Here is a 23,591-nt window from a genome sequence, read left to right on the forward strand (position 1 = left end):
AGGCCGCGGCGCGCGGCGGGTGGCAGCAGCGCCAGCGTCTCCTCGGCCAGATATTCGCTGAGCGTGGCACCCGGCGCGGCCTGGCCGGCAGCGCGGGCCAGCGCCAGCACATGGGCCATCCAGCCGCCGGCCTGGGCCAGCCGATCGGCGCTCCAGTCCTGGCCCGACACGGCGCGCGCCACGGCCGCCGCCTCGTCGCCCGCCAGCGCCAGGTCGTCGTAGACCGACAGCCAGCCCGGCACCAGGCCGCGCGACAGCGGCAGGCCCGGCGGGCGGCGGCTGATGAGCAGGAAGGCCAGCCGCCCCTGCGAGCCGGCGGCGACCTCGCGCGCGGCGTCCAGCAGCTCGAACAGCGCGGCAGCTTCGGGCAGGCGATGGCAGTCGTCGAAGACCAGCGTCAGCGGCTGCGGCGCAAGGGCCAGCCACTGCTGGAAGAACTGGCGCGCAAAGGCGCGCAGCTCGGTCTGGTGCTCGGGCGACCACGCCGGCAACCGCGCCGGGTCACCATGCGCGGGGTGGCAGCGCAGCGCGTCCAGCAGGCCGGCGATGTCGGCATCGTCCTCGTCCAGCCGGTACCAGACGCAGCGCCGTGCGTCGGCCTGGGCCAGCCATTGCGCGGCCACCGAGGTCTTGCCGGCGCCGGGCAGGCCCAGCAGCCAGACCAGCTCGTGGCGGCGCAGCCGCTCGTCCAGCGCCTGGATCTGGCGGGGTCGCAAGACCTGCCCCTCGGTGCGGGGCGGCACGAGCTTGTAGGGCAACGCGGCGGGCATCGGACGATGCTAGTGCAGTTACCCTCGCGCGATGTCCTCCTCCCTTGCCGAGAACCGTCAGTCCCGGGCCACGCTGGCCGAGCTGCTGCTGCTCGCCAGCGTCTTTGTCATCGCCGCCTGCGGCCTGGTCTACGAACTCGCGGCAGGCGCGCTCGCCAGCTATCTGCTCGGCGACTCGGTGCTGCAGTTCTCCACCGTCATCGGCGTCTACCTGTTCGCGATGGGGCTGGGCTCGTGGCTGTCGCGCTTCGTCGAGCGCCAGTTGATCGGCGTCTTCCTGCAGGTGGAGCTGCTCGTCGGCGTCATCGGCGGGCTGATGCCGGCGGCGCTGTTCACCGTGCACAGCCTGCTGCCGCCGGGTGAGGCCATGGTCTTCCGCGTGCTGCTCTACGCGCTGGTGCTGCTGGTGGGCACGCTGGTGGGGCTGGAGATCCCGCTGGTCATGCGCATCCTCAAGCGCCACTTCAGCGCGCGCTACGGGCTCAAGGACCTGGTGTCGCAGGTGCTGACCTTCGACTACCTCGGCGCCCTACTCGTGGCGCTGGCCTTCCCGCTCGTGCTGGTGCCGCATCTGGGCCTGGTGCGCACGGGCGTGGCCTTCGGGTTGCTGAACGTCGCCGTGGCCGTCTGGGCGCTGTGGCTGTTCCGCGCGGAGCTGCGCGCCAAGGTATCGATGGCGGCCGCCTGCGCGCTGTCAGCCGCGCTGCTGCTGGCGGCCCTGGTGGGCGCGGAGCGGCTGACGACCTGGGCCGAGGACCGTTTCTACGGCGAGGACATCGTCTTCAAGCAGAGCAGCGACTACCAGCGCATCGTCGTCACCGAGGGCCGCGCCGGTACGCGCCTGTTCCTGAACGGCAACCTGCAGTTCCACTCCAAGGACGAGTACCGGTATCACGAAGCCCTGGTGCAGCCGGCGATGGCGGCACACGGCGCCCCGAAGCGCGTGCTGGTGCTGGGCGGCGGCGACGGCATGGCCGTGCGCGAGGTGCTGAAGTACGCCAGCGTCGAACAGGTCACCCTCGTCGAGCTGGACCCGCAGATGACCGCGCTGTTCCGCGACACGCCGAAGCTCGCCGCGCTGAACGGCCATGCGCTGTCCTCGCCCAAGCTGCGCATCGTCAACGCCGATGCCTTCGGCTGGCTGGAGCAGCAGACCGAGGTCTTCGACGTCATCGTCATCGACTTCCCCGACCCGTCCAATTTCGCGCTGGGCAAGCTCTACACGGCCAGCTTCTACGAGCTGGTGGACCACCACCTCAGCGCCGGCGGCTATGCGGTCGTGCAGACCACCTCGCCGCTGATCGCGCGGCGCAGCTTCTGGACGGTGGTGACCACCATCGAGTCCACCGGGCTGACGACCACGCCGTACCACGCCCATGTGCCGTCTTTTGGCGAATGGGGCTTCGTGCTGGCGTCGCGCCGGCCGTTCCGGCTACCGACGCAGTTCCCGCCCGGACTGCGCTTCCTGAGCCCTCAGAGCCTGCCGGCGCTGCTGGACTTCCCGCCCGACATGGCGCGCGTGCCGACCGAGGTGAACCGGCTGAGCAACCAGGTGCTGGTGCAGGAGTTTGAGGCGGAGTGGGGCAAGGTCCACTGAGGCGCTAGTTGCCGATCACACCCTTGAGCCCGCTCGCGACCGAGGCTAGCGCCGTCGCGGTGGCCATCACGGTCACGCCTAGATTGCGCAGCGCGTCGAGCTGCTTTTGCAGCGCGGCTGGGTCGCGCGCGGCGCCCCAGGCGGTCGTCGCGGCGCGCGTCAGCCAGCGCCCCTGCCGCAAAGGCGCCTGTGAACGGGCGATGACCATGCCGGTGCCGAAGCTCAGCAGGATGCTGACGGCGTAGTAGGCGAACTCGCGCAGCTCCCGCGCGTTGGCCGGCAGCACCGCGGCGCCGTCCACCCAAGCCACCACCAGGCTCATTCCCAGGACGGAAAGCACTGCGGTGCCGGCCGCCAGCAGCACGTTGCGCAGCACGCCGCGGCCGCCGCGCTGCAGCAGGTAGCCGAAAGGCAAGGGGATGGCCAACGAGGCCAGGCGCAGCCACAGCGTCGGCAGGTCCAGCGCCATGACGATCACGTAGTGCGCGACCAGCAGCAGCACAAAGGCGGGCGGCAAGACGGCCCAGGCCGGCAGCGCGGCAGCGTCTGCTCGCGGCGGTGCGGGCGAGGTATCGGGCGACTCGTCACGCGCCGGCGCAGCGCCGGACTCCAGCGCCGCCACGCGCGCCATCGCGTCTTCGAGCGCCGTCTCCTGCGCCTGCAGGCGCGCCAGCAGCGGTTTGAACAGGAAGAGGTCGCGCGTGCAATGCGGGCAGGCCAGCGCCTGATCGTCGATCACGCTGACGCAGTAGGGGCACTTCACGGCGCCACGACGTTGAGTTGCACCACGGTTTCCGACTCGCGCCCTTCGCTGTCGGCCACGCGCACGAGCAGGCGATGCTGCCCCGGGGGCACGCTGACGCCGTCCAGCACGATGCCGCCATCGCTGATGCCGCCGCGCAGCCGCGGCGTCAGGTCGACCGACGGCTTCTTCAGATAGGTCACCTGCAGGGTCGACACGTCGATGCGCGCGCCGCCCATGGCCTTGAGGCCGACCTTGAGCTGCAACGGTGCCCGCACGGCGGCGCCGTCCTTGACCGGCAACTCCTGCGTGATGCGTGGCCCGCGGGTGACGCCACGCGTGCCGAAGGGCGCGTCCGGCCGGCCAGCCTCCTYGGCGGTGACGAGGTCCAGCGCAAACGCCGGCGACAGCGTCAGCGCCATCAGCATCGGTAGCAGAAGGCGCAAGGGCTGGGCTGGGGTCATCGGGTGATCTTCCTTTTCAATGAAATGAGGCGGACGGCGCAGTCATCAGCGCTGCAGCTTCAACGGCACACCGTACTGGACGAATGCTGCCCAGATGCGCGGGTCGCGCAGCGCGTCGCCGTGGCGGCCTGCGGCAAATTCACGCTTGGTGGCGTTCAGCGCGGCAATCACGTCCATGCCGCCCTGCCGCACCTTGGCCAGGAAGGCGGGAATGAACACCGACGTGCCTTCGTCATCAATGGGCCACAGCGTCATCAGCGTGTTGGTGTTGCCGGCCAGCATGAACGCATAGGGCAGGCCCATGATGCCTTCGCCGCTTTCCGCACGGCCCAGGCCGGTCTCGCAGGCGGACAGCAGCACGAGGTCGGAGCGCAGCTTCAGCGCCGCGATGTCGCCGTCCTGCAGATAGGCCTGCGGCAGGTTGGCGCCCATGCTGAGCACCAGCGCGCTGCGCTGGTCGTCCACGTAGCCATGTGTGGCGAAATGCAGCACGTCGAAGCCGGCCAGCTCGTCCCGGCTCTGCATGTCGAGCAGGCCGCCGCGCGATGCCGCCTTGCCCAGCAACTGGCGGCTGCCTTTCGCGAACAACGGCAGCAGCGCCGCCGACTCCTTTCGGGTGCCCGGCAAAGGCGTCCACTCCAGGTCGGCCATCCAGTCAGGCAAGGCGGCGTCGGCGGGCGCGGTGGCGCGGTAAACCGGGTCGGCGATGGACAGCAGGCGCGGCGCCCCGGTGCGGGGGCGGGCGGCGCGCTGGGTCAGTTCGGCATGCACGGCCAACGACTGCACGTAGCCCACATCCATCTGCGCCACCAGTTGCCGGTCGCCCAGCCACAGGGTCTCGAAGGGCAGCTGCGTCAGCGCACCATCCGGGCTGACGATCAGGCGCTTCGCCTCGCGCATGGCCTCCGGCAGCGGCGCCAGCAGCCAGCCGGACACCTCGCGCCCCAAGGCGGCGAGATCGGCCACGCGGCGGGCGCCGTCCGGGGCCTCGGCGGCCACGACATAACGCCCGTCCGCCGTGCGCCAGACCGGCCGGCCGCGCAGGCTCAGGCCCTGCGTGTCGGCAGCGGCATCCCCCGAGAACAGCAGCCTGCGATACAGCAGCAGCGCGTTGCGCTGCTCCGCGCCGAGCGCGACGAAGTGATTGGAAAGGCGTGGCTCCTCGTTCGGCGCTAGGTTCAGCAGCAGCGTTGCGACGAAGCCGCCCGGCACCTCCAGCCAGCTCAGGTAGGCGTCGCCCGGCGCCAGGCTGTCGCCCTCGCGCGCCTGCACCGTGGCCTTGCGCATCTCCAGCATCTGCAGCGGCCCCAGGCCCACCGCGTTGTTCAGCCACTGGCGGTCACGATCGCTGGCTGAAAGGCGCTGCAAGGCCAGCGCTTCCAGGTAGGCCAGCTCGGCCATCGCCTCGCTCTCATCAGCCGCCGACTCGAACAAGCGCTTCACGCCCTTGGGCAACTGCACGGCGAGTGTGCGCAAGCGCTGCGCGTCGGCCCGTTGCTGTTGCCGGCGTGCATCGGCGTCGGCGTCGCGCAGCCCCTTGAACTGGTCGGCCAGGCCCTGGGCACGCAGCCGCCGCAGCAGCGTCTGCGCTCGCAGGCCTTCGGTTGCCGAGGGCACCAGCGGCTGCCCCTGCTCCACCGCAGCCCGCGCGACGAGGCGATGCAGGCTGTCGAAACGAGCGAGGTCGCGCTGCTCGGAGAACGACGGCAGCCGGGTCGCGTCCGTGCGCAATAACACCAGGCCCTGCACCTGGCGCAGCAGGGCCAGGCTTTGCTCCCGCAGCGCCGGCTCGCGCAGCAGCGTCGCCGCGACAGCCCAGTCCACCCTCAGCTCGGACTCGGGGCGCAGGCCATCCAGGTCATTGCCGTCGATGCGTTCCTTGAGCATGCCCCGCAAGGCCGCTGGCGACCCACTCAGCAGCGTCTGCAGCGCGCGCAACTGCGGCAAGCGAAAGGCGGAGCAGCGCTCCGGGCTGCAGGCGCCCACGGCTTCGTCGAGCAGCGCGCGCAGCTCCGCACGCTCCTCGCCGCCCGGGCCGTCGGGGCGCAGCAGCGCATCGTTCACGAGGTCCAGCACAGGCGCGGAATAGCCGCACTGCTGCTCGATCAACACCCGCAGCCGCGCGAGCGACCGGGCCGGCACCTTGTGCTGCGCGCGGTCCCGTGCAATGTCGGTGCGCCAGCGCAGGCTGAGGTCGCTGCAACCGGTCGCGCCTTGCGGTTGCAGTTCGGCGACCATGCGTTCGAAAGCCTCGGCGGTGTCCACATCCCCCAGCCGCCAGGACAGCCGGGCAATCTGCAACGCCGAAATGCGGCCCAGCGCGCTGGCGGGGTGCTGCGCGGCAAGACCCAGGGCCTGCATCCAGCCCTGGCGGGCGCTGTTCAGATAGCCGTCCAGCTCGGACTTCTCCGCCGCGATCCACGGCGCCACCTCCGGCAGCGCGGCGGCCGTGGAGGCGGACTCCTCCTGCCCCTCCTTCTTCAACCACGCCCGGTACTGCCCACGCATGAAGTCGTAGGCGCCCAGATAGTGCAGAAAGAGATATTCCTGCCCCTCCTCCTGCCAGAGCTTGGCCGTCTCATACAGCCGGTGGTTCAACTGGCAAACGCCGAAGGGCCGCTGTGAACTGTCAGGGAAGCTGCCGCAGAACTCGGCAATGACGCTCAGCATCACCGCCGCCGTGCCGGAGCTCTCCGGCGGCAGGTCGCGCAGGGCGCGATTCATCGTCTGCAGCTGGGCGGTCAGCAGCTTCTGGCAGTCAGGGGACTCCTTGCGGCACGCCGCCAGGAAGGCTGCCGTTGCTGGATTCCACACCTTGTCGTTGTAGCCCGTCGCGGTCATGCCACCCCAGCGCATCCTGCGCAGCTGCGGCAGCAGTTCCTGGTACTCCAGCAGCGACGCGCGCAGCAGCGTGGGCAGCGGCTGCGGCCCGGCCGCTGCGGTCGCCAGCGGCAGACGCAGCGCCTGCCCGGCAGCCGGCTGGGCTGCGGTCGGCAAGACTGTCAACGCCAGGGCCAGCCCCAGCGCCATCCGGCGCATCGCGGTAATCCAGGAAGCTTGCATGCGAAGCGCTTCTTCAAAAAGGTGAGCGATGGCAGCGCCGACGCGGCGGGACCATACCACCGCCGGCCCCTGGAAGGCACGCCGTTTGCCGCACCCCTGACTTCGCCGGCACGGTGCCGGCGCCGGAGCCCTTTATGCCATCTACCATTTCCCAGGCCGACCTGCCCACCACGCCGGCCGACACCGATCCTTCCAACATAGACAGCGTCTACCAGAATCTCATCCACGGCGTCGGCCATGAGCACGTCACCGAGGCCAACGTCCAGGCGCTGATCGAGCGCGCCGAGGCTGACAAGCACCCCGTGCTGGCTGCCGAACTGCGCGAGTGGCAGGCGCCCTGCGGCTGAAGCACACGAGTCCCTCGGTCGGGCTGGCGCGGCGGCGTTCGCTGCTAGGCTCGCCGCCTTGCGCCTCGACCACCCTGACTCCCTAACCGGCCTGCAACGCCGGGCCGTGATGCTCGGCCTGCTGGCCGCTGGCTGCACGCCGGAAGCGCCGGCGTTGCAAGGCGGCTGGGTCGGCACGCATCCCGAGCGTGGGCATCGGCTGCGCGGCGAACTGCCCCAGGCCGACGGGCCGCTGCGAAAGAGCGACGTCCTCATCGTCGGTGCCGGCATTGCGGGTTTGGCCTGCGCGCGAGCTTTGGCCCAGCGTGGCGTCGGCGACATCACGCTGCTCGACCTGGAAGACCAGGCCGGCGGCAACAGCCGCGCCCATGCGATAGGCGCCGCGCCCTGCCCGCTCGGCGCCCACTACCTGCCGCTGCCCGGCGCCGAGGCGCACGAGGTTTCGCAACTGCTCGCGGAGCTGGGCCTGTCGCGCCAGGTGCTGGGCCGCACCGAGTGGGATGAGCGCCATCTTTGCCACAGCCCGCAGGAGCGCCTCTTCATTGACGGCGAATGGCATGAGGGCCTGCTGCCGCCGCCGGAGTCGCCCGCGGCACGCGAGCAATACCAGCGTTTCTCGACCCTGGTCGCCCAGGCCCAGCGCGACCTGGGCTTTGCGATGCCCACGCGCCGCGCCCGCTGGACGGTAGGCCATGCCACGCTGGACACCCAGACATTTGCCGGCTGGCTGGACGCCAACGCGTTGACCGATACCCGCCTGCGCTGGTACCTCGACTACTGCTGCCGGGACGACTTCGGCGCCGGCGCCAACGGCGTGTCCGCCTGGGCCGGCCTGCACTACTTCGCCAGCCGCCACGGCTTCCACTCGCCGGGCGACGAAGCGGCCGAGCGCGAGCCCGTGCTGACCTGGGCGGAAGGCAATGGCTGGCTGTCTGCACGCATGGCCGAATCGCTACGCGAGCGCATCCACCTGGGCCGCAGCGTGCTGCGCGTCACCGAGAGCAAGCACGGCGTGGAGCTGCTGGCCTGGAACGAAGCCGCAGGCGCCCCCGAGCGCTGGCAGGCCCGGGCCGTCGTGCTGGCCACGCCCCTCTTCATCTCGGCGCGCCTGCTGGCCGCACCCTCAGACGCATTGCGAGCCGCCGCCAGACAGTTGAGTTATGCGCCCTGGCTGACCGCCAACCTCGCGCTGCGCGAACCTCTGCTGACGCGCCCCGGCGCGCCGCCGGCCTGGGACAATGTGCGCTACGGCACCACAGCGCTGGGCTATGTCGACGCCCGCCACCAGTCCCTGGACCCGACGCCTCGCCCGCCTGTGCTGACGGCCTATTTCGCGCTGCCCGCCGCCCAGCGTGGYGACCTGCTGAAGCAGCTTTGGCAGCATTGGGCAAAGGTCGTCACCGATGAATTGGCCCAGACCCACCCCGACCTGCCGGCCAAGCTGGCGCGCATCGACCTGTGCCGCTTCGGCCATGCGATGAGCATCCCGACGCCCGGCCTGCGCGGCTCGGCGGCACTGGCAGCGCTGAACGAAGCGCGCGGCCGCGTCGTGTTCGCGCATGCCGACCTGGCCGGCTATTCGGTGTTCGAGGAGGCCTACACGGCCGGCGTCGAGGCGGCGTCGCGGATCAGGCTCTGACGGCTGACCGAGATCGGTGCAAAGGCGGCGACCAATGCTGCCATCAGCGCCTCGGCCTTGGCACGGTTGTCGGCGCCGTAATTGCAGACATAAACGTCCAGCGTCACGCCGCCCAACTCGGGCCAGGTGTGGACGGCGAGATGAGATTCGGCCAGCAGCACGACACCGGTGATGCCGCTTTGCTCGTCGGCCATGCCGAAGCGATGAAAGAGTTCGGCCACGCCGCTGAGGCCGGAGGCCAGCACCGCATCACGGCACAGGGCGGCCAGGGCATCGGCGTCACGCATCAGCGGCAGCGCCGGATCAACGCCGCCCAGGTCGGCTGTGAGATGAAGTCCGTTCATCCGCCAGTGACTGGGGGGAAAAACGCCAGCTCGTCGCCGTCTGCCAGCAGGGCCGACTCGGCGCACATCTTCTGGTTCAGCGCCGAGCGCACGGCGCGTTTAGACCCCAGGGCCTCGGCATGAACATCGCCACGCGCCAGGATTGCCTCGCGAGCAACGGCGACGGTGCTGCCATCGGGCAAGGCAAGCGCCTCGCCCTCGCCCAGCTTCTCCCGCAGCGATGCGAAGAACTTCAGGCGCACCGTGATCGTCACGCCAGCAACTCCGCAAACGGCAGGAAGCGCACCGCGTCGCCGGCCTTGATGGCCTGGCCCGGCGGGTTGTCGAGCAGGCCGTCGGCCCAGAACGCCGACGTCAGCACGCCGCTGCTCTGGTTGGAGAACATGGCCAGGCCGCCTTCGTCGTCCAGCCGCACGCGCAGGAACTCGCGGCGCTTGTCGGGCTTGAGCCAGTCGAAGCCGGCCGCCAGCCGGTAGCCGCGTGGGGTGACCCGCGACGCGCCTTGCAGCTTCAGCAGTGCCGGCCGCACGAGGACCAGGAAGGTGACGAGGCTGGACACCGGGTTGCCGGGCAGGCCGATGAAGTGCGCCTCGCCGACACGGCCATACGCGAATGGCTTGCCAGGCTTGATGGCGATGGCCCACAGGTCGAGCTTGCCCTCGGCCTGCACGGCAGGCCGCAGATGGTCTTCCTCGCCGACGGACACGCCGCCCGAGGTCAGGATGACGTCTGCCTTCGACGCAGCCTCGCGCAGCGCAGCGCGCGTTGCCTCCAGCTTGTCGGGCACGATGCCAAGGTCCACGACCTCGCAGCCCAGGCCGTCGAGTAGCGCGCGCAGCGTGAAGCGGTTGGAGTTGTAGATGGCGCCGGGCGGCAGCGGCTCGCCGGGCATGACGAGCTCATCCCCGGTCGAGAACACCGCCACGCGCGGGCGGCGCGTCACCGTCAGTTGAGCGGCACCGGCCGTGGCCGCGAGTCCCAGCGATACGGCATCCAACCGCGTGCCGGCGGGCAGCACGACCGAGCCGGCGCGCACGTCCTCACCGCGAAGGCGTACGTTGGCACCGGTGGTGACGGGCTGGGTGATGCGCAACCGGCCATCCACCAGCTCGGTGTGCTCCTGCATGACGACGGTGTCTGCACCCGACGGCACATGGGCGCCGGTGAAGATGCGCGCCGCCTCGCCAGCAGGCAGCGGCGAGGGCACGCTGCCGGCAGGGATGCGTTGCGTGACCGGCAGCAACGAGGCTGAGTCGACAGCCCGCAGCGCGTAGCCGTCCATCGCCGAGTTGTCCGCCGGCGGTACGTCCACCGGTGAGACCAGGTCCGCCGCCAGCACGCGGCCGCGCGCGTCGGCGGTGGCCAACGTCTCAACCCCAGCCAGCGGCGCGATTTGCGCCAGCAGTGCCGCCAGCGCGTCGTCGAGCGGGATCAGGCCGGGCTTCTTGCCATCAGACATGGCTGCGGATGTAGGCCTTCACCTGATCCACGTCGGCCGGCATCAGCTTGACGCGCTTGGGCAGGTCTTCGATGTCTTCGAGACCCGCAGGCCGCGGTGGCTCGATGCCCAGCGCCTCGTGGATGGTCGCGGCGAACTTGGCCGGCAGAGCAGTCTCCAGCACCAGCATGGTCACGGCCGGGTCGCGCTGCTCCAGCGCCACCTTGAGGCCGTCGGCCGTGTGCGGGTCGATGACGACGCCATGCTCGGCATGGGTACGGCGGATGGTGGCGATCCGGTCCGCATGCGTACTGCGGCYCGAGCTGAAGCCGAAGCCGGCGATGGCTGCATGCTCGCCGGCCGTCAGCGCGAACTGGCTGCCGCCGAAGTGTTGCTTGACGCGCTCGCCATCGCGGCCCAGCAGGTCGAACACGAAGCGCTCGAAGTTGCTGGCCTTGGAGATGTCCATCGACGGGCTGGAGGTCTCGTGCGTGTCGGCGCTGCCGCGCACGCGGTAGGTGCCGGTGCGGAAGAACTCGTCGAGCACGTCGTTCTCGTTGGTCGCGACGACCAGCTTGGCGATGGGCAGGCCCATCTGGCGCGCGACATGGCCGGCGCAGACGTTGCCGAAGTTGCCAGACGGCACCGTGAAGCTGACCTTCTCGGCGTTCGTCTTCGTCGCCTGGAAGTAGCCGGCGAAGTAGTAAACAACCTGGGCTAGCAGCCGCGCCCAGTTGATGCTGTTTACTGTGCCGATGCGGTGTTCGCGCTTGAAGGCCAGGTCGTTGGACACGGCCTTGACGATGTCCTGCGCGTCGTCGAACACGCCTTCGACGGCGATGTTGTGGATGTTGGCGTCCTGCAGGCTGAACATCTGGGCCTGCTGGAAGGGGCTCATGCGGCCTTGCGGGCTGAGCATGAAGACGTTGACGCCCTTCTTGCCGCGCATCGCGTACTCGGCGGCGCTGCCGGTGTCGCCGGACGTCGCGCCCAGGATGTTCAGCGTCTCGCCACGGCGGCCCAGTTCGTACTCGAACAGCGCGCCCAGCAGCTGCATGGCCATGTCCTTGAAGGCCAGCGTCGGGCCATTGGACAGGCCTTCCAGCGCAATGTGGTCACCCAGCCAGGTAAGTGGCGTGATCTGCTCGGTGCCGAACACCTCGGCCGTGTAAACGCGACGGGTTATCGCGTGCAGATCATCGGCCGGGATGTCGTCGATGTAGAGCGACAGGATCTCGAAGGCGAGGTCGGCATAGGCCAGACCGCGCCAGCGCGTCAGCGTCGCCGCGTCGACGCGCGGATAGGTCTGGGGCAGGTAAAGGCCGCCGTCCGGCGCCAGGCCTTCGAGCAGGATGTCGGAGAAGCCGCGCTCGGTCTGGTCGCCGCGGGTGCTGATGTACTTCATGTCAGGCCAGCTCTTCCTTGCGGATGCGCACGATGGGAGCAAGGACCGTCGGCAGGCCCTGCATCTTGGCCAGCGCCTCGTTCATGCGGCCTTCCGACGTGTCGTGCGTCAGGATGATGAGGTCGGTCTGGCGCTCGCCTTCGGCGGACTCGCGCTGCAGCACGGCGTCGATGGAGATGTCGTGCTCGGCCAGGATGGTGGTGATGCGCGACAGCACGCCGGCCTGGTCCGCCACCACGAGGCGCAGGTAGAAGGCTGTCTGCACGCCAGCCATCGGCAGGATGGGCGTGTCGCTCATCGCGTCGGGCTGGAAGGCCAGGTGGGGCACGCGGTGGTCAGGGTCGGCCGTGGCCAGGCGGGTCACGTCCACCAGGTCGGCGACGACGGCGGAGGCGGTCGGCTCGGCGCCGGCGCCCTTGCCGTAGTACAGCGTCGTGCCCACGGCATCGGCCTGCACGACGACGGCGTTCATCGCGCCTTCGACGTTGGCGATGAGGCGGGTCGACGGGATCAGCGTGGGGTGCACGCGCAGCTCGATGCCGTTGTCACGGCGGCGCGTGATGCCCAGCAGCTTGATGCGGTAGCCGAGCTGTTCGGCGTACTTGATGTCGGTCGCCTGCAGGCTGCTGATGCCTTCCACATGCGCCTTGTCGAACTGCACCGGCACGCCAAAGGCGATGGCGCTCATGATGGTCAGCTTGTGGGCGGCGTCCACGCCTTCGATGTCGAAGGTCGGGTCGCTCTCGGCATAGCCCAGGCGCTGGGCTTCCTTCAGCACGACGCCGAAGTCCAGGCCCTTGCTACGCATCTCCGACAGGATGAAGTTGGTCGTGCCGTTGATGATGCCGGCGATCCACTCGATGCGGTTTGCCGTCAGGCCTTCGCGCAGCGCCTTGATGATGGGAATGCCACCGGCCACCGCCGCTTCAAACGCGACGACAACGCCCTTCTCACGCGCGGCTTCGAAGATCTCGGTGCCGTGCAGCGCCAGCAGCGCCTTGTTGGCGGTGACGACGTGCTTGCCGTTGGCAATGGCCTGCAGCACCAGCGCGCGCGCGGGCTCGATGCCGCCGATCAGCTCGACGACGATGTCGATGGCCGGGTTGTTGACCAGTTGCTGCGCGTCGCCGACACAGGGCACGCCGTCGCCCACGACAGCCTGGTAAGCCTTGGCGCGCTCGGCATTGMGGGCGGCCACCATGGCAATCTCGATGCCCCGCCCGGCGCGACCGCGAATCTCGGCCTGGTTGCGCTGCAGGACGTTGAAGGTGCCGGCACCGACGGTGCCGAGGCCGATGAGGCCAACTTGAATCGCTTTCATTGCAGGGCTCTTCAGGACAGGTAGATCAGGCGGAATAGCGGCGGCGATAGCCAGCCAGGAAACGTTCGATGCGGCCGATGGCCTCGCGCAGGTCGTCCACATTGGGCAGGAAGACGAGGCGGAAATGGTCGTGCGCGGGCCAGTTGAAACCGGTGCCCTGGACGATGAGCACCTTCTCGTCGGCCAGCAGCTCGTAGGCGAATTGCTGGTCGTCGGCGATGGGGTAGATCTTGGGGTCCAGCCGCGGGAACATGTAGAGCGCGGCCTTGGGCTTGACGACGCTGACGCCCGGGATCTGCGTCAGCAGCTCGTAGGCCAGGTCGCGCTGGCGGCACAGCCGGCCAGTGGGCGCCACAAGGTCGTCAATGCTCTGATGACCGCCCAACGCCGTCTGGATGGCGAGCTGGCCCGGTGTGTTGGAACACAGGCGCAGCGAGGCCAGCATGTTCAGGCCCTCGATGTAGTCGCGGGCATGGCGCTTCTCGCCGCTGACGACCATCCAGCCGGCGCGGTAGCCGCAGGCGCGGTAGTTCTTGGACAGGCCATTGAAGGTGATGAACAGCACGTCGTCGGCAAGAGACGCCATGCTGGTGTGCGTCACGCCGTCGTAGAGCGTCTTGTCGTAGATCTCGTCGGCAAAGATGACGAGCTGGTGGCGGCGCGCCAGCTCGATGATGCCCAGCAGCAGGTCCGTCGGGTAGAGCGCGCCGGTCGGGTTGTTCGGGTTGCAGACCATGATGCCGCGCGTGCGCGGGCTGATCTTGGACTCGATGTCGGCCAGGTCGGGCAGCCAGCCGGCGCCCTCGTCGCACAGGTAGTGCACCGGCCGGCCGCCGGAGAGGCCCACGACGGCGGTGTAGAGCGGGAAGTCCGGCGCCGGGATGAGGATTTCGTCGCCGTCGTTGACCAGCGCGTTGATCGACATCTGGATCAGCTCGGACGCCCCGTTGCCCAGGTAGACGTCGTCCACCGTGACGCCCTTGACGCCCTTTTGCTGCGTGTAGTGCACCACCGCCTTGCGCGGCGCGAACATGCCCTTGCTGTCGGTGTAGCCGCCGGCGTCGCCGAGGTTGCGGATCATGTCCTGCACGATCTCGTCCGGCGGCGTCAGGCCGAACACCGCCGTGTTGCCGATGTTCAGCTTGATGATCTTCTGGCCCTCTTCCTCCATCTGGCGTGCCTTGTCCAGCACGGGGCCGCGGATGTCATAGCTGACGCTGGCGAGCTTGCTGGACTTGGCGATGGGCTTCAAAGGGGCTCCGGAGCAGCGTTTGCTGCATTGCAGGGGGAACCCCGAAGTTTAAAGGGGCAGGCATGGGGAATGCCGTTCTGGGCGACACTCGTCGGCCCGGCCTTTTCGCCCCGCGGGGCCTGTTCACACTACGGCAACGGGTCGCGTTGTGGCCAGATAGGCCGCGAGCAAGGCGCAAAGCGGAGCCGGGTTGACCACCCGGCGAGCATTTGTAACGCCGCGCGCGGCCTATCTGGCCGCAACCCGAAGGGAAGGCCCGCCGCCAGGGGCCACTCAGCGTTGCGCCACTTGCCCGCACACAAGTGCGGGCGGCGCGTCACGCCTTGATTGGCCCCTGGCGGCGGGCCTTCGCGACCCATTGCCGTAGTGTGAACAGGCCCCTGATGAAGTTCCAGCTCGACGAGCCGCAAGGCGGCAACAGCATTTCGCGCCACGACGCCAGTGGCGTCTGGGTCAATGGCCGGCCGCACACGGCCAGCGTGCTGGTCCCCTGGAAGGGTGACGTGGCCGCCTGGACGCCTTCGCGCTTCGAGGAACTTCAAGCCTCGCATTTCGAAGCAATGAAGGCGCTGAATCCCGAGCTGGTCGTCTTCGGCAGCGGCGCGAAGCTGCGTTTCCCCAACCCCGCCCTGTGGCGTGGGCTGGTGGAAGCGCGCATTGGTTTCGAGGTCATGGACCTCGCTGCGGCCTGCCGCACCTACAACGTTCTGGCCAGCGAAGGCCGGAATGTGCTGGCCGCGCTGCTCATCGAGGGATAAGCTCCCTGCCCCCTGGGTAGGACAAGGCCCTATAATTGCTGGCTATTGCATGCGGGCGCCCGCGTGAATTGCTGCACACGCAGCAGTCACGACCCGGAGACCCCGCGAGCACAACTTGCCGCACCCCCCAATGACGCCTGCGCTCAACAAACCCCTGCCGGAAATTGAGGCTCAAGCCACCGGCGGCGTGAAGTTCACCGCCAACGCCTTCCTGGGCAAGTCGGTCGTGCTGTATTTCTACCCGAAAGACAACACGCCCGGTTGTACCACCGAGGCAATGCAATTCCGTGATCGCCACAAGGACTTCGTGAAGGCCGGCGCCATCGTGTTCGGCGTTTCGCGCGACAACATGGCCTCGCATGACAAGTTCAAGCAGGCCCTGGAGCTGCCCTTCGAGCTGATCGCTGACACGGAAGAAAAGCTCTGCCACATGTTCGGCGTGGTCAAGAACAAGATCATGTACGGCAAGAAGGTCAAGGGCATCGAGCGCTCGACCTTCCTGATCGCCCCGAACGGCATCCTGGTGGGCGAGTGGCGCGGCATCAAGGTCGCCGGCCATGTCGACGAGGTGCTGAAGGCGGTCAAGGGCCTGAAGAAGGAAGCCGCCTGACCCCCCGAACACGCGTTGTTCTCTGACATCGCGGCTGCCCGCGGGATGTGCATAATCAGCTCATGCCCCGGGCCGAATCCTTGTCTCAGACTACAAAGCCGCACTCATCCTGTGCGGCTTTTTGCTTTCTGGAGCCTGGATCGCAAGGGGTTCACCTGCCGCCCATCCGCCGTACATGCCACTGCCTAAGCCTCCTGCACAACGCGCCAGCCGCCTCGATGCCACTGCTTACTCGGCCGATCTGACCCCCAGCAAACCGCGCGCCGACCGGCCGCACATAGCGCCCGTCGTTGCGCCCGCCACCGCTCCGGTCGCGGCGCCGACAGCCGAAGTGCTTCGCCTCCCCACCCCTGCCTCCAGCCCGGCTGCCAAATCGGCGCTGCCTACCAAATCGGCGAGCAAGGCGCCGGCCAAGGCCTCCACGCCCAAACGCACGCGCAAGCCGGCCGAAGCGGCCAAGCTCTTCGTGCTCGACACGAACGTGCTGATGCACGACCCGATGTCGCTGTTCCGCTTCGAGGAACACGACGTCTTCCTGCCCATGATCACGCTCGAGGAGCTGGACGGGCACAAGAAGGGCATGACCGAGGTCGCCCGCAACGTGCGCCAGGTCAGCCGCGAGCTGGACCAGCTCGCCGCCAGCCTGAAGACCAGCGGCATCGAGGAGATGTCCAAGGGTCTGTCGCTGGCCGGCACCGGCCACCGCGAGGCCGAGGGCAAGCTCTTCTTCCAGACCGAGCTGATCGACGCGCCGCTGCCTGCCGGTTTGCCGCAGGGCAAGGCGGACAACCAGATCCTGGGCGTCGTGCAGGCGCTGAAGAACCTGCACCCGACTCGCGAAGTCGTGCTGGTGTCCAAGGACATCAACATGCGCATCAAGGCGCGCGCGCTGGGCCTGCCGGCGGAGGACTATCGCAACGACAAGACGCTGGAAGACTCCGACCTGCTCTACACCGGCGTCCAGGCCCTGCCTTCGGACTTCTGGGATCGCCATGGCAAGACCATGGAGAGCTGGCAGCAGGGCGGCACGACCTTCTACCGCATCAGCGGTCCGCTCGTGCCGACGCTGACCATCAATGAGCTGATCTACCTGGAAGCGCCGGGCGCCACGCCGCTCTACGCCAAGGTCACCGAGATCACCGGCAAGACCGCCGTGCTGCGCACGCTGAAGGACTACGGCCACCAGAAGCACGCCGTCTGGGGCGTGACGTCGCGCAACCGCGAGCAGAACTTCGCGCTCAACCTGCTGATGGACCCGGAGTGCGACTTCATCACGCTGACCGGCACGGCCGGCACCGGCAAGACGCTGATGACGCTGGCTGCGGCCCTGGCCCAGGTCTTCGATGACCGCCGCTACAGCGAGATCATCGTCACCCGCGTGACCGTGCCCGTCGGCGAGGACATCGGCTTCCTGCCTGGCACGGAGGAAGAAAAGATGGGGCCCTGGATGGGCGCGCTGGACGACAACCTGGAAGTGCTGGCCAAGGGCGGCTCATCCGCCGGCGAATGGGGCCGCGCGGCCACTCAGGACCTGGTGCGCAGCAAGATCAAGATCAAGAGCCTGAACTTCATGCGCGGGCGCACCTTCCTGAACAAGTTCGTCATCATCGACGAGGCCCAAAACCTGACGCCCAAGCAGATGAAGACGCTGATCACGCGCGCCGGCCCGGGCACCAAGATCGTCTGCCTGGGCAACCTGGCGCAGATCGACACGCCCTACCTGACCGAAGGCAGCTCGGGCCTGACGTTTGCGGTCGACCGCTTCAAGGGCTGGGCCCACAGCGGCCATGTGACGCTGGCACGCGGCGAGCGCTCGCGGCTGGCGGACTTCGCGTCCGAAGTGCTCTAGACCCGGCGCAACTCGACGCCCCGACGGCCCCTTGCGAGGGGCCGTTTCTTTTTCAGCGGTTCAGCAATCCGCCCAGCATGCCGGCCAGACCGTCCAGCCCGCCTGCGCCAAGGTTGCCGGGCAGTTGGCCGTTCGGCGTCAACTTGTCCACGATCTGCGGCAGCCATTGGCTGAGCTGATGGCCGGCCTCGACGGGCGACACACCGGCCTGTTGGGCCAGCTGGCCGAGCAGGCCGCCGGCACCGCCGAGCGCGCCAGTCAATTGGTCGCCAGAGATCGTCTGGTTGGCGCCGGTCGAGATCCAACTCTGCACCTGATCGCCCAGGCCGCCCGCCTGCAATTGCTGCAGCAGCGCGGGCAGACCGCCTTGCAGCGAGCCATTGGCCAGCAGGCTGGCGACCAGCGTCATCCAGTCCTGCCCACCGGCGGCAGGCTGTTGCCCCAGGCCCTGAGTTGCGGCGCCGAGCAGGTTGTCCAGAAGTCCCATTGCAGTCTCCAGTGAAGTGACTCGCGCCACGGTCATTGCCCGGTGCGGGCGGCCTCAGGCAGTCTAGATCCCGACCGCAAGGCCGGGTAGAAAAGACCCGGGATAGAAAATGAGAGCGCTATCAACGACACTCCGCGCCCTCACCTCATTCGCGCAGCATCAAACCCATGATCTACCGTCCCCTCGGCCGCACCGGCTTGAATGTCTCTGCAATCGGCTTCGGCGCCTGGGCCATCGGCGGCACGTGGGGCGACACCGACGACACGGCCGCGATGGCCGCCCTGCACCACGCGCTGGACCGCGGCGTGAACTTCTTCGACACGGCCGATGTCTACGGCGACGGCCACAGCGAGCGCCTGCTGGCCCGACTGCGTCGTGAGCGCCCGAGCGACGCCTTCCACATCGCCACCAAGGCCGGCCGGCGCCTGAACCCACATGTTGCCGACGGCTACCTCGACCTGCGCCCCTTCATCGAGCGCAGCCTGAAGAACCTCGAGACCGACACCATTGAGCTGCTGCAGCTGCACTGCCCACCCAGCGCCGTCTACGACATGCCCGAAGTGTTCGGCGCGCTGGACGACCTGGTGAAGGAAGGCAAGCTGCGCCACTACGGCGTCAGCGTCGAGCGCGTCGACGAAGCGCTGGCCGCGATCAAGTTCCCCGGCGTGCAGTCGGTGCAGATCATCTTCAACCTGTTCCGCCAGCGGCCCGCCGAGGTCTTCCTGCCGGCGGCCCATGCGGCCCAGGTGGGCGTGCTGGCGCGGCTGCCACTGTCCAGCGGCATGCTGAGCGGCAAGTTCACGCGCGACAGCAAATTCGGCGCCGACGACCACCGCGGCTTCAACCGCCAGGGCGAGGCCTTCGACAAGGGCGAGACCTTCTCGGGCGTCGACTTCGATCAAGGTCTGGCCGCCGTCGAGGAACTGCGCGGCCTGCTGCCCCCAGGCGTGAGCATGGCCAAGCTGGCGCTGCGCTGGATCCTGATGAACGAAGCCGTCACGACCGCCATCCCCGGCGGCCGCACGCCTGCGCAGGTGGACGAGAACGTCAGCGCCGCCGACCTGGCCGCCCTGCCCGCACCTCTGATGCAGGCCCTGGCCGACCTCTACCAGCGCCGCATCGCGCCGCAGGTGCACGCGCTCTGGTGAAGCCGGCTGCTGCCAGCCCCTGACTGCGGGCGCCGGACAATCCGGCCATGCAGCAACCTCCCCGCTGGATCGCCCACCTCGACATGGACGCCTTCTACGCGTCCGTCGAGTTGCTGCGCTATCCGCAGCTCAAGGGCGAGGCGGTCGTCATTGGCGGCCGGCGGGCGGATGCGCCGCAGCAGCTGGCGGACGGCTCCTGGCGCTACGCCAAGCTGCGCAACTACACCGGCCGCGGCGTTGTCACGACCAGTACCTATGCCGCTCGCGACCTCGGCGTGTTCTCGGCCATGGGCCTGATGAAGGCCGCGCTGCGAGCCCCGGACGCCATCCTGCTGCCGGCCGACTTCGACTCCTACCGAAAGTACTCGCGCCTCTTCAAGACCGCCGTCGCCGAGGTCGCGCCTGTCATCGAGGACCGCGGCATCGACGAGATCTACATCGACCTGAGCGACGTGCCCGGCGTGCGCGACGCGGTCGGCCATGACCCGCTGGGCGGCGTGAAGGCGGTGGCGCGTGAGATCAAGAACTCGGTCGGCCGCGCCACGGGCCTGACCTGCTCCATCGGCATCACGCCCAACAAGCTGCTGTCAAAGATCGCCAGCGAGCTGGACAAGCCCGACGGCATCAGCGTGCTGACGCTGGACGACATCCCCCGGCTGATCTGGCCGCTGGCGGTGCGCAAGATCAACGGCATCGGGCCTAAGGCCAGCGACAAGCTCGTCAAGCTGGGGCTTGAGACGGTGGGCGACATCGCCGCCGCCGCCCCCGCCTGGCTCGTCGAGCAGTTCGGCGAGAGCTATGGCCAATGGCTGCACGCGGCTTCGCATGGGCGCGACAACCGCGCCGTCGTCACCCACAGCGAGCCCGTTTCCATCAGCCGCGAGACCACCTTCGAGCGCGACCTGCACGCCGTGCACGACCGCGCCCTGCTCGGCGGCATCATGGACGAGCTGTGCGAGAGCCTGTCGCGCGACCTGGCCCGCAAGCACTACGCGGGCAAGAMGGTGGGCATCAAGCTGCGCTTCGAGGGCTTCGTGACCGTCACGCGCGACCAAACCTTGAAGCAGCCCATCACCAGCGCCGCCGACATCCGCCACGCCGTGGGCCTGTGCCTGAAGCGCGTCAAGTTCGACAAGCGCTTGCGGCTGATGGGTGTGCGCATCGGCAACCTGGTGTATGCCAGCGAGGTACCGCCGCCCGCGCCGGCGGTCGAGCGGGTGACAGAACCCCAGCGCGAGAACCTGTCGCTGTTCTGATGGCCGACTGGACCTACACCGTCTCGGTCCGCAGCCTGTGCGAGTTCACTGCCAAGCGCGGCAGCCTGGACCGCCGCTTCACGCCCTCGGCCACGTCGCTGGAGGGCCAGGCCGGCCAGCTCGCCGTGCTGGCACGCCGCTCGCCCGGCTACGAGATCGAGCTGCCGCTGGAAGCCGTGCACGGCCATCTGCGCGTGCGCGGCCGAGCCGATGGCTACGAGGCGGACGTGAACCGGCTGGAGGAGATCAAGACCATCCGCGGCCCGGTCGAAATGATCCCCGAGAACCGCCGCGCGCTGCACTGGGCACAGCTGGAAACCTACGGCGCCCTCATCGCCGCCGACCGCGGCCTGGCCGAGCTGGAGCTGGCCCTGGTCTACGTGGACGCCGACACGCAGAACGAGACCGTGCTGCGCGAGAAGGCCAGCGCTAGCGCGCTGCAGGCCGCCTTCGAGGCACGTTGTGCGCAGTTCGAGGCCTGGGCCGCGCAAGAGGCTGCTCACCGCAGCGCGCGCAACGCGGACCTGAGCGCCCTGCCCTTCCCGCTCGGTGAACTGCGCCCGGGCCAGCGCCTGCTGGCCGAAGCCGTCTACCGCGTCGCCGCCAACGGCCGCCACCTGCTGGCGCAGGCGCCCACCGGCATTGGCAAGACGCTGGGCACGCTCTACCCACTGCTGCGCGCCATGCCCGGCCAGCAGCTCGACAAGATCGGCTACATGACCTGCAAGGGCACCGGCCGCATCACCGCGCTGGAGGCCTTGCACTCGCTGCGCGAAGCCGCGCCCACAAAGGCGCTGCGCGTGCTGACGCTGGTGGCCAAGGAGCAGGCCTGCGAACACCCGACCAAGGCCTGCCACGGCGACGCCTGCCCGCTGGCGAACGGCTTCTACGACAAGCTGCCCGCCGCCCGCGCCGAGGCCGTGCAGGCGGGCTGGCTGGATGCGCCGGCCCAGCGCCGCATTGCGCTCAAACACGACGTTTGCCCCTACTACCTCGGCCAGGAGTTGCTGCGCTGGGCCGACGTCGTGGTGGGCGACGTGCACCACGCCTTCGACCCCCACGGCCAGCTCTACGGCCTGGCCCAGGCCCAGGGCTGGAAGCTGGCGCTGCTGGTGGATGAGGCGCACAACCTCATCGACCGCACGCGCGACATGTACAGCACGCAGCTGAGCCTGGCCCGCGTGCGCGAGGCCGTGGTCAACGCACCGGTCAGCCTGCGTGCGCCGCTGCGTGGCCTGGCCAAGGAACTGGCCACGCTGGGCCAGGCCCAGGCTGCCGACTACCAGCCTCTGCCCGCCGTGCCCGAGGCGCTGGGCGAGGCGCTGCAGCGCGTCAACGTCGCCCTGGGCGAGTACGTGCAGAACCACCCGCTCGAAGTCGGCCCCATGCTGGAGTTCTATTTCGAGTCCTTCAACCTGCAGCGCCTGCTGGACCGGCTGGACACGCACTCGCTGTGCGATCTGCAGCGCAGCGCAGCCACGCGTCCGGTCGTGCAAGCGCCAGCCAACCTCTCGCTGCTGGAGGACGACGAAGACGACGGCCGCGACGTGCTTCTGTCGGTGCGCAACATCGTGCCCGGTCATTTCCTGAAGGAGCGCTTCGAGGGCTGTCACAGCGTCACGCTGTTCTCCGCCACGCTGGGCCCGCCGGACTACCCACGCCACCTGCTCGGCCTGCCCGACGACACCGCCTGGATCGACGTGCCYGCGCCCTTCCCGCCCGAGCACCTGAGCGTGCAGGTGGCCAACCTGTCCACCCGCTACGAGCACCGCGAGACCTCGCTCAATGCGCTGGTGGACGTGCTCGCCACGCAGTACGAGCAGCACCCCGGCAACTACCTCGCCTTCTTCAGCAGCTTCGACTACCTCGACAAGGCCGCCGCCCGGCTGGCGCTGCGGCACCTCGAACTGCCGCAATGGAGCCAGTCGCGCAGCATGGGCGACGCGGCGCGCCGCGCCTTCCTCGACCGCTTCGTGGAGGGTGGCCGCGGCATCGGCTTCGCCGTGCTGGGCGGCGCGTTCGCGGAGGGCGTGGACCTGCCCGGCACGCGCCTCATCGGCGCCTTCATCGCCACGCTGGGCCTGCCGCCGGTGTCGCCACTGCAGGAGCAGGTGCGCGAGCGGCTGGACACGATGTTCGGCGCCGACCACGGCTACGCAGACCTCGTGCCCGGCATGCAGAAGGTCGTGCAGGCCGCCGGGCGCGTGCTGCGCTCGGTGGACGACAAAGGCTATGTGTGGCTGCTGGACCAGCGCTACCGCCGGCCCGAGGTGCGCGCGCTGCTGCCGGCGTGGTGGCAGGTCAAACCCTGAGTGCAGGCGCGCCCCGGGCGCGCACTCTGACCTTGCCAGCCCAGCGCACCCCGCAAGAATCGCCTTCCCACCTCTGCAAGGAACCGCGATGACAAGCCCCTTCTTCCGCCACGCGCTGGGCGCCGCCCTGCTGCTGGCCGGCACCGCCGCGTTCGCCCAGGCCCAGGAGATCACGCTGCCGCTGAAGGAGGCGTGGTTCGAAGGGCAGATCGTTCACTACGTCAGTACCGACATCTCAGACCCCGGCATCGCCAAGAAACAGGGCATCAACTACGTGCCCGCGCTGGCCGAGACCCTGAAGCCCGGCATGCCCGTGGAGCGGGCCTACAAGTTCCCCAACGACGAACAGGCCACCGTGCTGCCTTCCATCCCGCGTCCGGTGGGCGGCGCCAATGTCGACGCCACCTACAGCCCGCTGTGGGTGCTGGTGATGGTGCGGTGGAAGCCCGGCGTCACACCGCACACGCTGACGTCCGAAGAGGCCGTGCTGGCCGCGCAGGACAAGGGCGAGGTGGAACTCACGCGCACCAAGATCGTTGCCAACTGGCCGGTGGTGCGCGCCCGCGGCGCGGCGCTGCAAGGGGTCCGCTGAGCGGCTGGYGGCGCGGGTGCAAAAGTATTGGCTCTTTGCGCATTGATTCGTGACGCGTCAGCAAGGCCTCGATGGCATTTGCGAGGACCGGGCTATGCCGGGACGCGGGTGCACGCACTTGCTCCGTTGCTCGGGCCAGAGGCTCGATTTACCTGCGCAAGTGCGCGCACCCACATCCCGGCCGTTCCACCTAAGGT

General features: G+C 68.9%; 21 protein-coding genes. 10 read left to right on the forward strand and 11 right to left on the reverse strand.

Annotated elements, in window-relative coordinates; genetic code table 11:
- Positions 1 to 770 (reverse strand): AAA family ATPase (locus tag ACXRVZ_RS24570; RefSeq protein WP_458232935.1); only part of this gene is annotated, 770 nt, incomplete at its 3' end.
- A 31-nt stretch (positions 771 to 801) separates the two neighbouring features.
- Between ACXRVZ_RS24570 and ACXRVZ_RS24575 the strand changes: the two genes are divergently transcribed.
- Positions 802 to 2,367 (forward strand): polyamine aminopropyltransferase, encoded by a 1,566-nt coding sequence (locus ACXRVZ_RS24575; protein WP_457421940.1) that lies wholly within the window; start codon positions 802 to 804, stop codon positions 2,365 to 2,367.
- A 4-nt stretch (positions 2,368 to 2,371) separates the two neighbouring features.
- Here ACXRVZ_RS24575 and ACXRVZ_RS24580 read toward each other — a convergent pair whose 3' ends face one another.
- Genes ACXRVZ_RS24580 through ACXRVZ_RS24590 form a run of 3 tightly spaced genes read right to left on the reverse strand, consistent with a single transcriptional unit; the run spans position 2,372 to position 6,636 of the window.
- Complete coding sequence (locus tag ACXRVZ_RS24580) at positions 2,372 to 3,130, reverse strand: hypothetical protein (protein WP_457421938.1); 759 nt, start codon at positions 3,128 to 3,130, stop codon at positions 2,372 to 2,374.
- Positions 3,127 to 3,573, reverse strand: a complete 447-nt coding sequence (locus ACXRVZ_RS24585; protein ID WP_458232936.1) for a hypothetical protein — start codon at positions 3,571 to 3,573, stop codon at positions 3,127 to 3,129. Before ACXRVZ_RS24585 ends, ACXRVZ_RS24580 begins: the two co-directional genes overlap by 4 nt.
- A gap of 45 nt (positions 3,574 to 3,618) precedes the next feature.
- Positions 3,619 to 6,636 carry a CHAT domain-containing protein gene (locus ACXRVZ_RS24590; protein WP_457421934.1) on the reverse strand — a complete coding sequence of 1,006 codons (3,018 nt, stop codon included), beginning with the start codon at positions 6,634 to 6,636 and terminating at the stop codon, positions 3,619 to 3,621.
- A gap of 134 nt (positions 6,637 to 6,770) precedes the next feature.
- Between ACXRVZ_RS24590 and ACXRVZ_RS24595 the strand changes: the two genes are divergently transcribed.
- Positions 6,771 to 6,983 carry a hypothetical protein gene (locus tag ACXRVZ_RS24595; RefSeq protein WP_457421932.1) on the forward strand — a complete coding sequence of 71 codons (213 nt, stop codon included), beginning with the start codon at positions 6,771 to 6,773 and terminating at the stop codon, positions 6,981 to 6,983.
- Between the two features lie 58 nt (positions 6,984 to 7,041).
- Positions 7,042 to 8,622 carry a flavin monoamine oxidase family protein gene (locus ACXRVZ_RS24600; protein ID WP_457421930.1) on the forward strand — a complete coding sequence of 527 codons (1,581 nt, stop codon included), beginning with the start codon at positions 7,042 to 7,044 and terminating at the stop codon, positions 8,620 to 8,622.
- Here the strand turns inward: ACXRVZ_RS24600 and ACXRVZ_RS24605 are convergent.
- From ACXRVZ_RS24605 to ACXRVZ_RS24630, 6 genes are read right to left on the reverse strand one after another with little or no spacing between them, the layout of a single operon-like run.
- Entirely contained in the window at positions 8,580 to 8,966 is a 387-nt protein-coding gene (locus tag ACXRVZ_RS24605; protein WP_457421928.1) for an S-adenosylmethionine decarboxylase family protein, read from the reverse strand. The two genes, ACXRVZ_RS24600 and ACXRVZ_RS24605, sit on opposite strands and share 43 nt — an antisense overlap.
- Entirely contained in the window at positions 8,963 to 9,214 is a 252-nt protein-coding gene (locus ACXRVZ_RS24610; protein ID WP_457422114.1) for a MoaD/ThiS family protein, read from the reverse strand. Before ACXRVZ_RS24610 ends, ACXRVZ_RS24605 begins: the two co-directional genes overlap by 4 nt.
- A gap of 2 nt (positions 9,215 to 9,216) precedes the next feature.
- Positions 9,217 to 10,425 (reverse strand): molybdopterin molybdotransferase MoeA, encoded by a 1,209-nt coding sequence (locus ACXRVZ_RS24615; RefSeq protein ID WP_457421926.1) that lies wholly within the window; start codon positions 10,423 to 10,425, stop codon positions 9,217 to 9,219.
- Positions 10,418 to 11,809 carry a threonine synthase gene (gene thrC / locus ACXRVZ_RS24620; protein ID WP_458232937.1) on the reverse strand — a complete coding sequence of 464 codons (1,392 nt, stop codon included), beginning with the start codon at positions 11,807 to 11,809 and terminating at the stop codon, positions 10,418 to 10,420. The genes ACXRVZ_RS24615 and thrC overlap by 8 nt, the downstream gene beginning before the upstream one ends.
- Before the next feature lies 1 nt (position 11,810).
- A complete protein-coding gene (locus ACXRVZ_RS24625) occupies positions 11,811 to 13,130 on the reverse strand; it encodes a homoserine dehydrogenase (RefSeq protein ID WP_458232938.1) in 1,320 nt (439 codons plus the stop codon).
- A gap of 25 nt (positions 13,131 to 13,155) precedes the next feature.
- The gene (locus tag ACXRVZ_RS24630) at positions 13,156 to 14,382 is read right to left on the reverse strand and encodes a pyridoxal phosphate-dependent aminotransferase (RefSeq protein WP_458232939.1); all 1,227 of its coding nucleotides are present in this window, start codon (positions 14,380 to 14,382) and stop codon (positions 13,156 to 13,158) included.
- A gap of 383 nt (positions 14,383 to 14,765) precedes the next feature.
- Here ACXRVZ_RS24630 and ACXRVZ_RS24635 point away from each other — a divergent pair, with 383 nt between their 5' ends.
- The 3 genes from ACXRVZ_RS24635 (at position 14,766) to ACXRVZ_RS24645 (ending at position 17,599) form a co-directional block, all read left to right on the forward strand.
- Positions 14,766 to 15,140, forward strand: a complete 375-nt coding sequence (locus tag ACXRVZ_RS24635) for an Mth938-like domain-containing protein (protein WP_457428041.1) — start codon at positions 14,766 to 14,768, stop codon at positions 15,138 to 15,140.
- 130 nt (positions 15,141 to 15,270) lie between these two features.
- The gene (locus ACXRVZ_RS24640; protein ID WP_394484004.1) at positions 15,271 to 15,750 is read left to right on the forward strand and encodes a peroxiredoxin; all 480 of its coding nucleotides are present in this window, start codon (positions 15,271 to 15,273) and stop codon (positions 15,748 to 15,750) included.
- A gap of 175 nt (positions 15,751 to 15,925) precedes the next feature.
- Positions 15,926 to 17,599, forward strand: coding sequence for a PhoH family protein (locus ACXRVZ_RS24645; protein WP_458232940.1), 1,674 nt, complete (start codon positions 15,926 to 15,928; stop codon positions 17,597 to 17,599).
- Positions 17,600 to 17,651: 52 nt separating this feature from the next.
- On the opposite strand, the gene ACXRVZ_RS24650 is transcribed toward ACXRVZ_RS24645, so the two are convergent.
- Positions 17,652 to 18,086 (reverse strand): YidB family protein, encoded by a 435-nt coding sequence (locus ACXRVZ_RS24650; RefSeq protein WP_457428047.1) that lies wholly within the window; start codon positions 18,084 to 18,086, stop codon positions 17,652 to 17,654.
- 167 nt (positions 18,087 to 18,253) lie between these two features.
- Here ACXRVZ_RS24650 and ACXRVZ_RS24655 point away from each other — a divergent pair, with 167 nt between their 5' ends.
- From ACXRVZ_RS24655 to ACXRVZ_RS24670, 4 genes are all read left to right on the forward strand, one after another.
- The gene (locus ACXRVZ_RS24655) at positions 18,254 to 19,234 is read left to right on the forward strand and encodes an aldo/keto reductase (protein WP_457428049.1); all 981 of its coding nucleotides are present in this window, start codon (positions 18,254 to 18,256) and stop codon (positions 19,232 to 19,234) included.
- 47 nt (positions 19,235 to 19,281) lie between these two features.
- Positions 19,282 to 20,490: a DNA polymerase Y family protein gene (locus tag ACXRVZ_RS24660; RefSeq protein WP_458232941.1), complete on the forward strand. Its 1,209-nt coding sequence runs from the start codon at positions 19,282 to 19,284 to the stop codon at positions 20,488 to 20,490.
- On the forward strand, positions 20,490 to 22,802 hold the full coding sequence (locus tag ACXRVZ_RS24665; RefSeq protein WP_457428053.1) for an ATP-dependent DNA helicase: 2,313 nt from the start codon (positions 20,490 to 20,492) through the stop codon (positions 22,800 to 22,802). The genes ACXRVZ_RS24660 and ACXRVZ_RS24665 overlap by 1 nt, the downstream gene beginning before the upstream one ends.
- A gap of 88 nt (positions 22,803 to 22,890) precedes the next feature.
- Positions 22,891 to 23,394, forward strand: a complete 504-nt coding sequence (locus tag ACXRVZ_RS24670; RefSeq protein ID WP_457428054.1) for a DUF7482 domain-containing protein — start codon at positions 22,891 to 22,893, stop codon at positions 23,392 to 23,394.
- Positions 23,395 to 23,591: the final 197 nt, after the last annotated feature.

This window comes from Roseateles sp. P5_E8 (genome assembly GCF_054177665.1).

Coding starts and splice junctions, on each gene's coding strand:
- ACXRVZ_RS24605 (WP_457421928.1), bottom strand. CDS start 8,966: ATGAACGGACTTCATCTCACAGCCGACCTGGGCGGCGTTGATCCGGCG.
- ACXRVZ_RS24650 (WP_457428047.1), bottom strand. CDS start 18,086: ATGGGACTTCTGGACAACCTGCTCGGCGCCGCAACTCAGGGCCTGGGG.
- ACXRVZ_RS24670 (WP_457428054.1), top strand. CDS start 22,891: ATGACAAGCCCCTTCTTCCGCCACGCGCTGGGCGCCGCCCTGCTGCTG.
- ACXRVZ_RS24640 (WP_394484004.1), top strand. CDS start 15,271: ATGACGCCTGCGCTCAACAAACCCCTGCCGGAAATTGAGGCTCAAGCC.
- ACXRVZ_RS24635 (WP_457428041.1), top strand. CDS start 14,766: ATGAAGTTCCAGCTCGACGAGCCGCAAGGCGGCAACAGCATTTCGCGC.
- ACXRVZ_RS24655 (WP_457428049.1), top strand. CDS start 18,254: ATGATCTACCGTCCCCTCGGCCGCACCGGCTTGAATGTCTCTGCAATC.
- ACXRVZ_RS24645 (WP_458232940.1), top strand. CDS start 15,926: ATGCCACTGCCTAAGCCTCCTGCACAACGCGCCAGCCGCCTCGATGCC.
- ACXRVZ_RS24595 (WP_457421932.1), top strand. CDS start 6,771: ATGCCATCTACCATTTCCCAGGCCGACCTGCCCACCACGCCGGCCGAC.
- ACXRVZ_RS24590 (WP_457421934.1), bottom strand. CDS start 6,636: ATGCAAGCTTCCTGGATTACCGCGATGCGCCGGATGGCGCTGGGGCTG.
- ACXRVZ_RS24615 (WP_457421926.1), bottom strand. CDS start 10,425: ATGTCTGATGGCAAGAAGCCCGGCCTGATCCCGCTCGACGACGCGCTG.
- ACXRVZ_RS24575 (WP_457421940.1), top strand. CDS start 802: ATGTCCTCCTCCCTTGCCGAGAACCGTCAGTCCCGGGCCACGCTGGCC.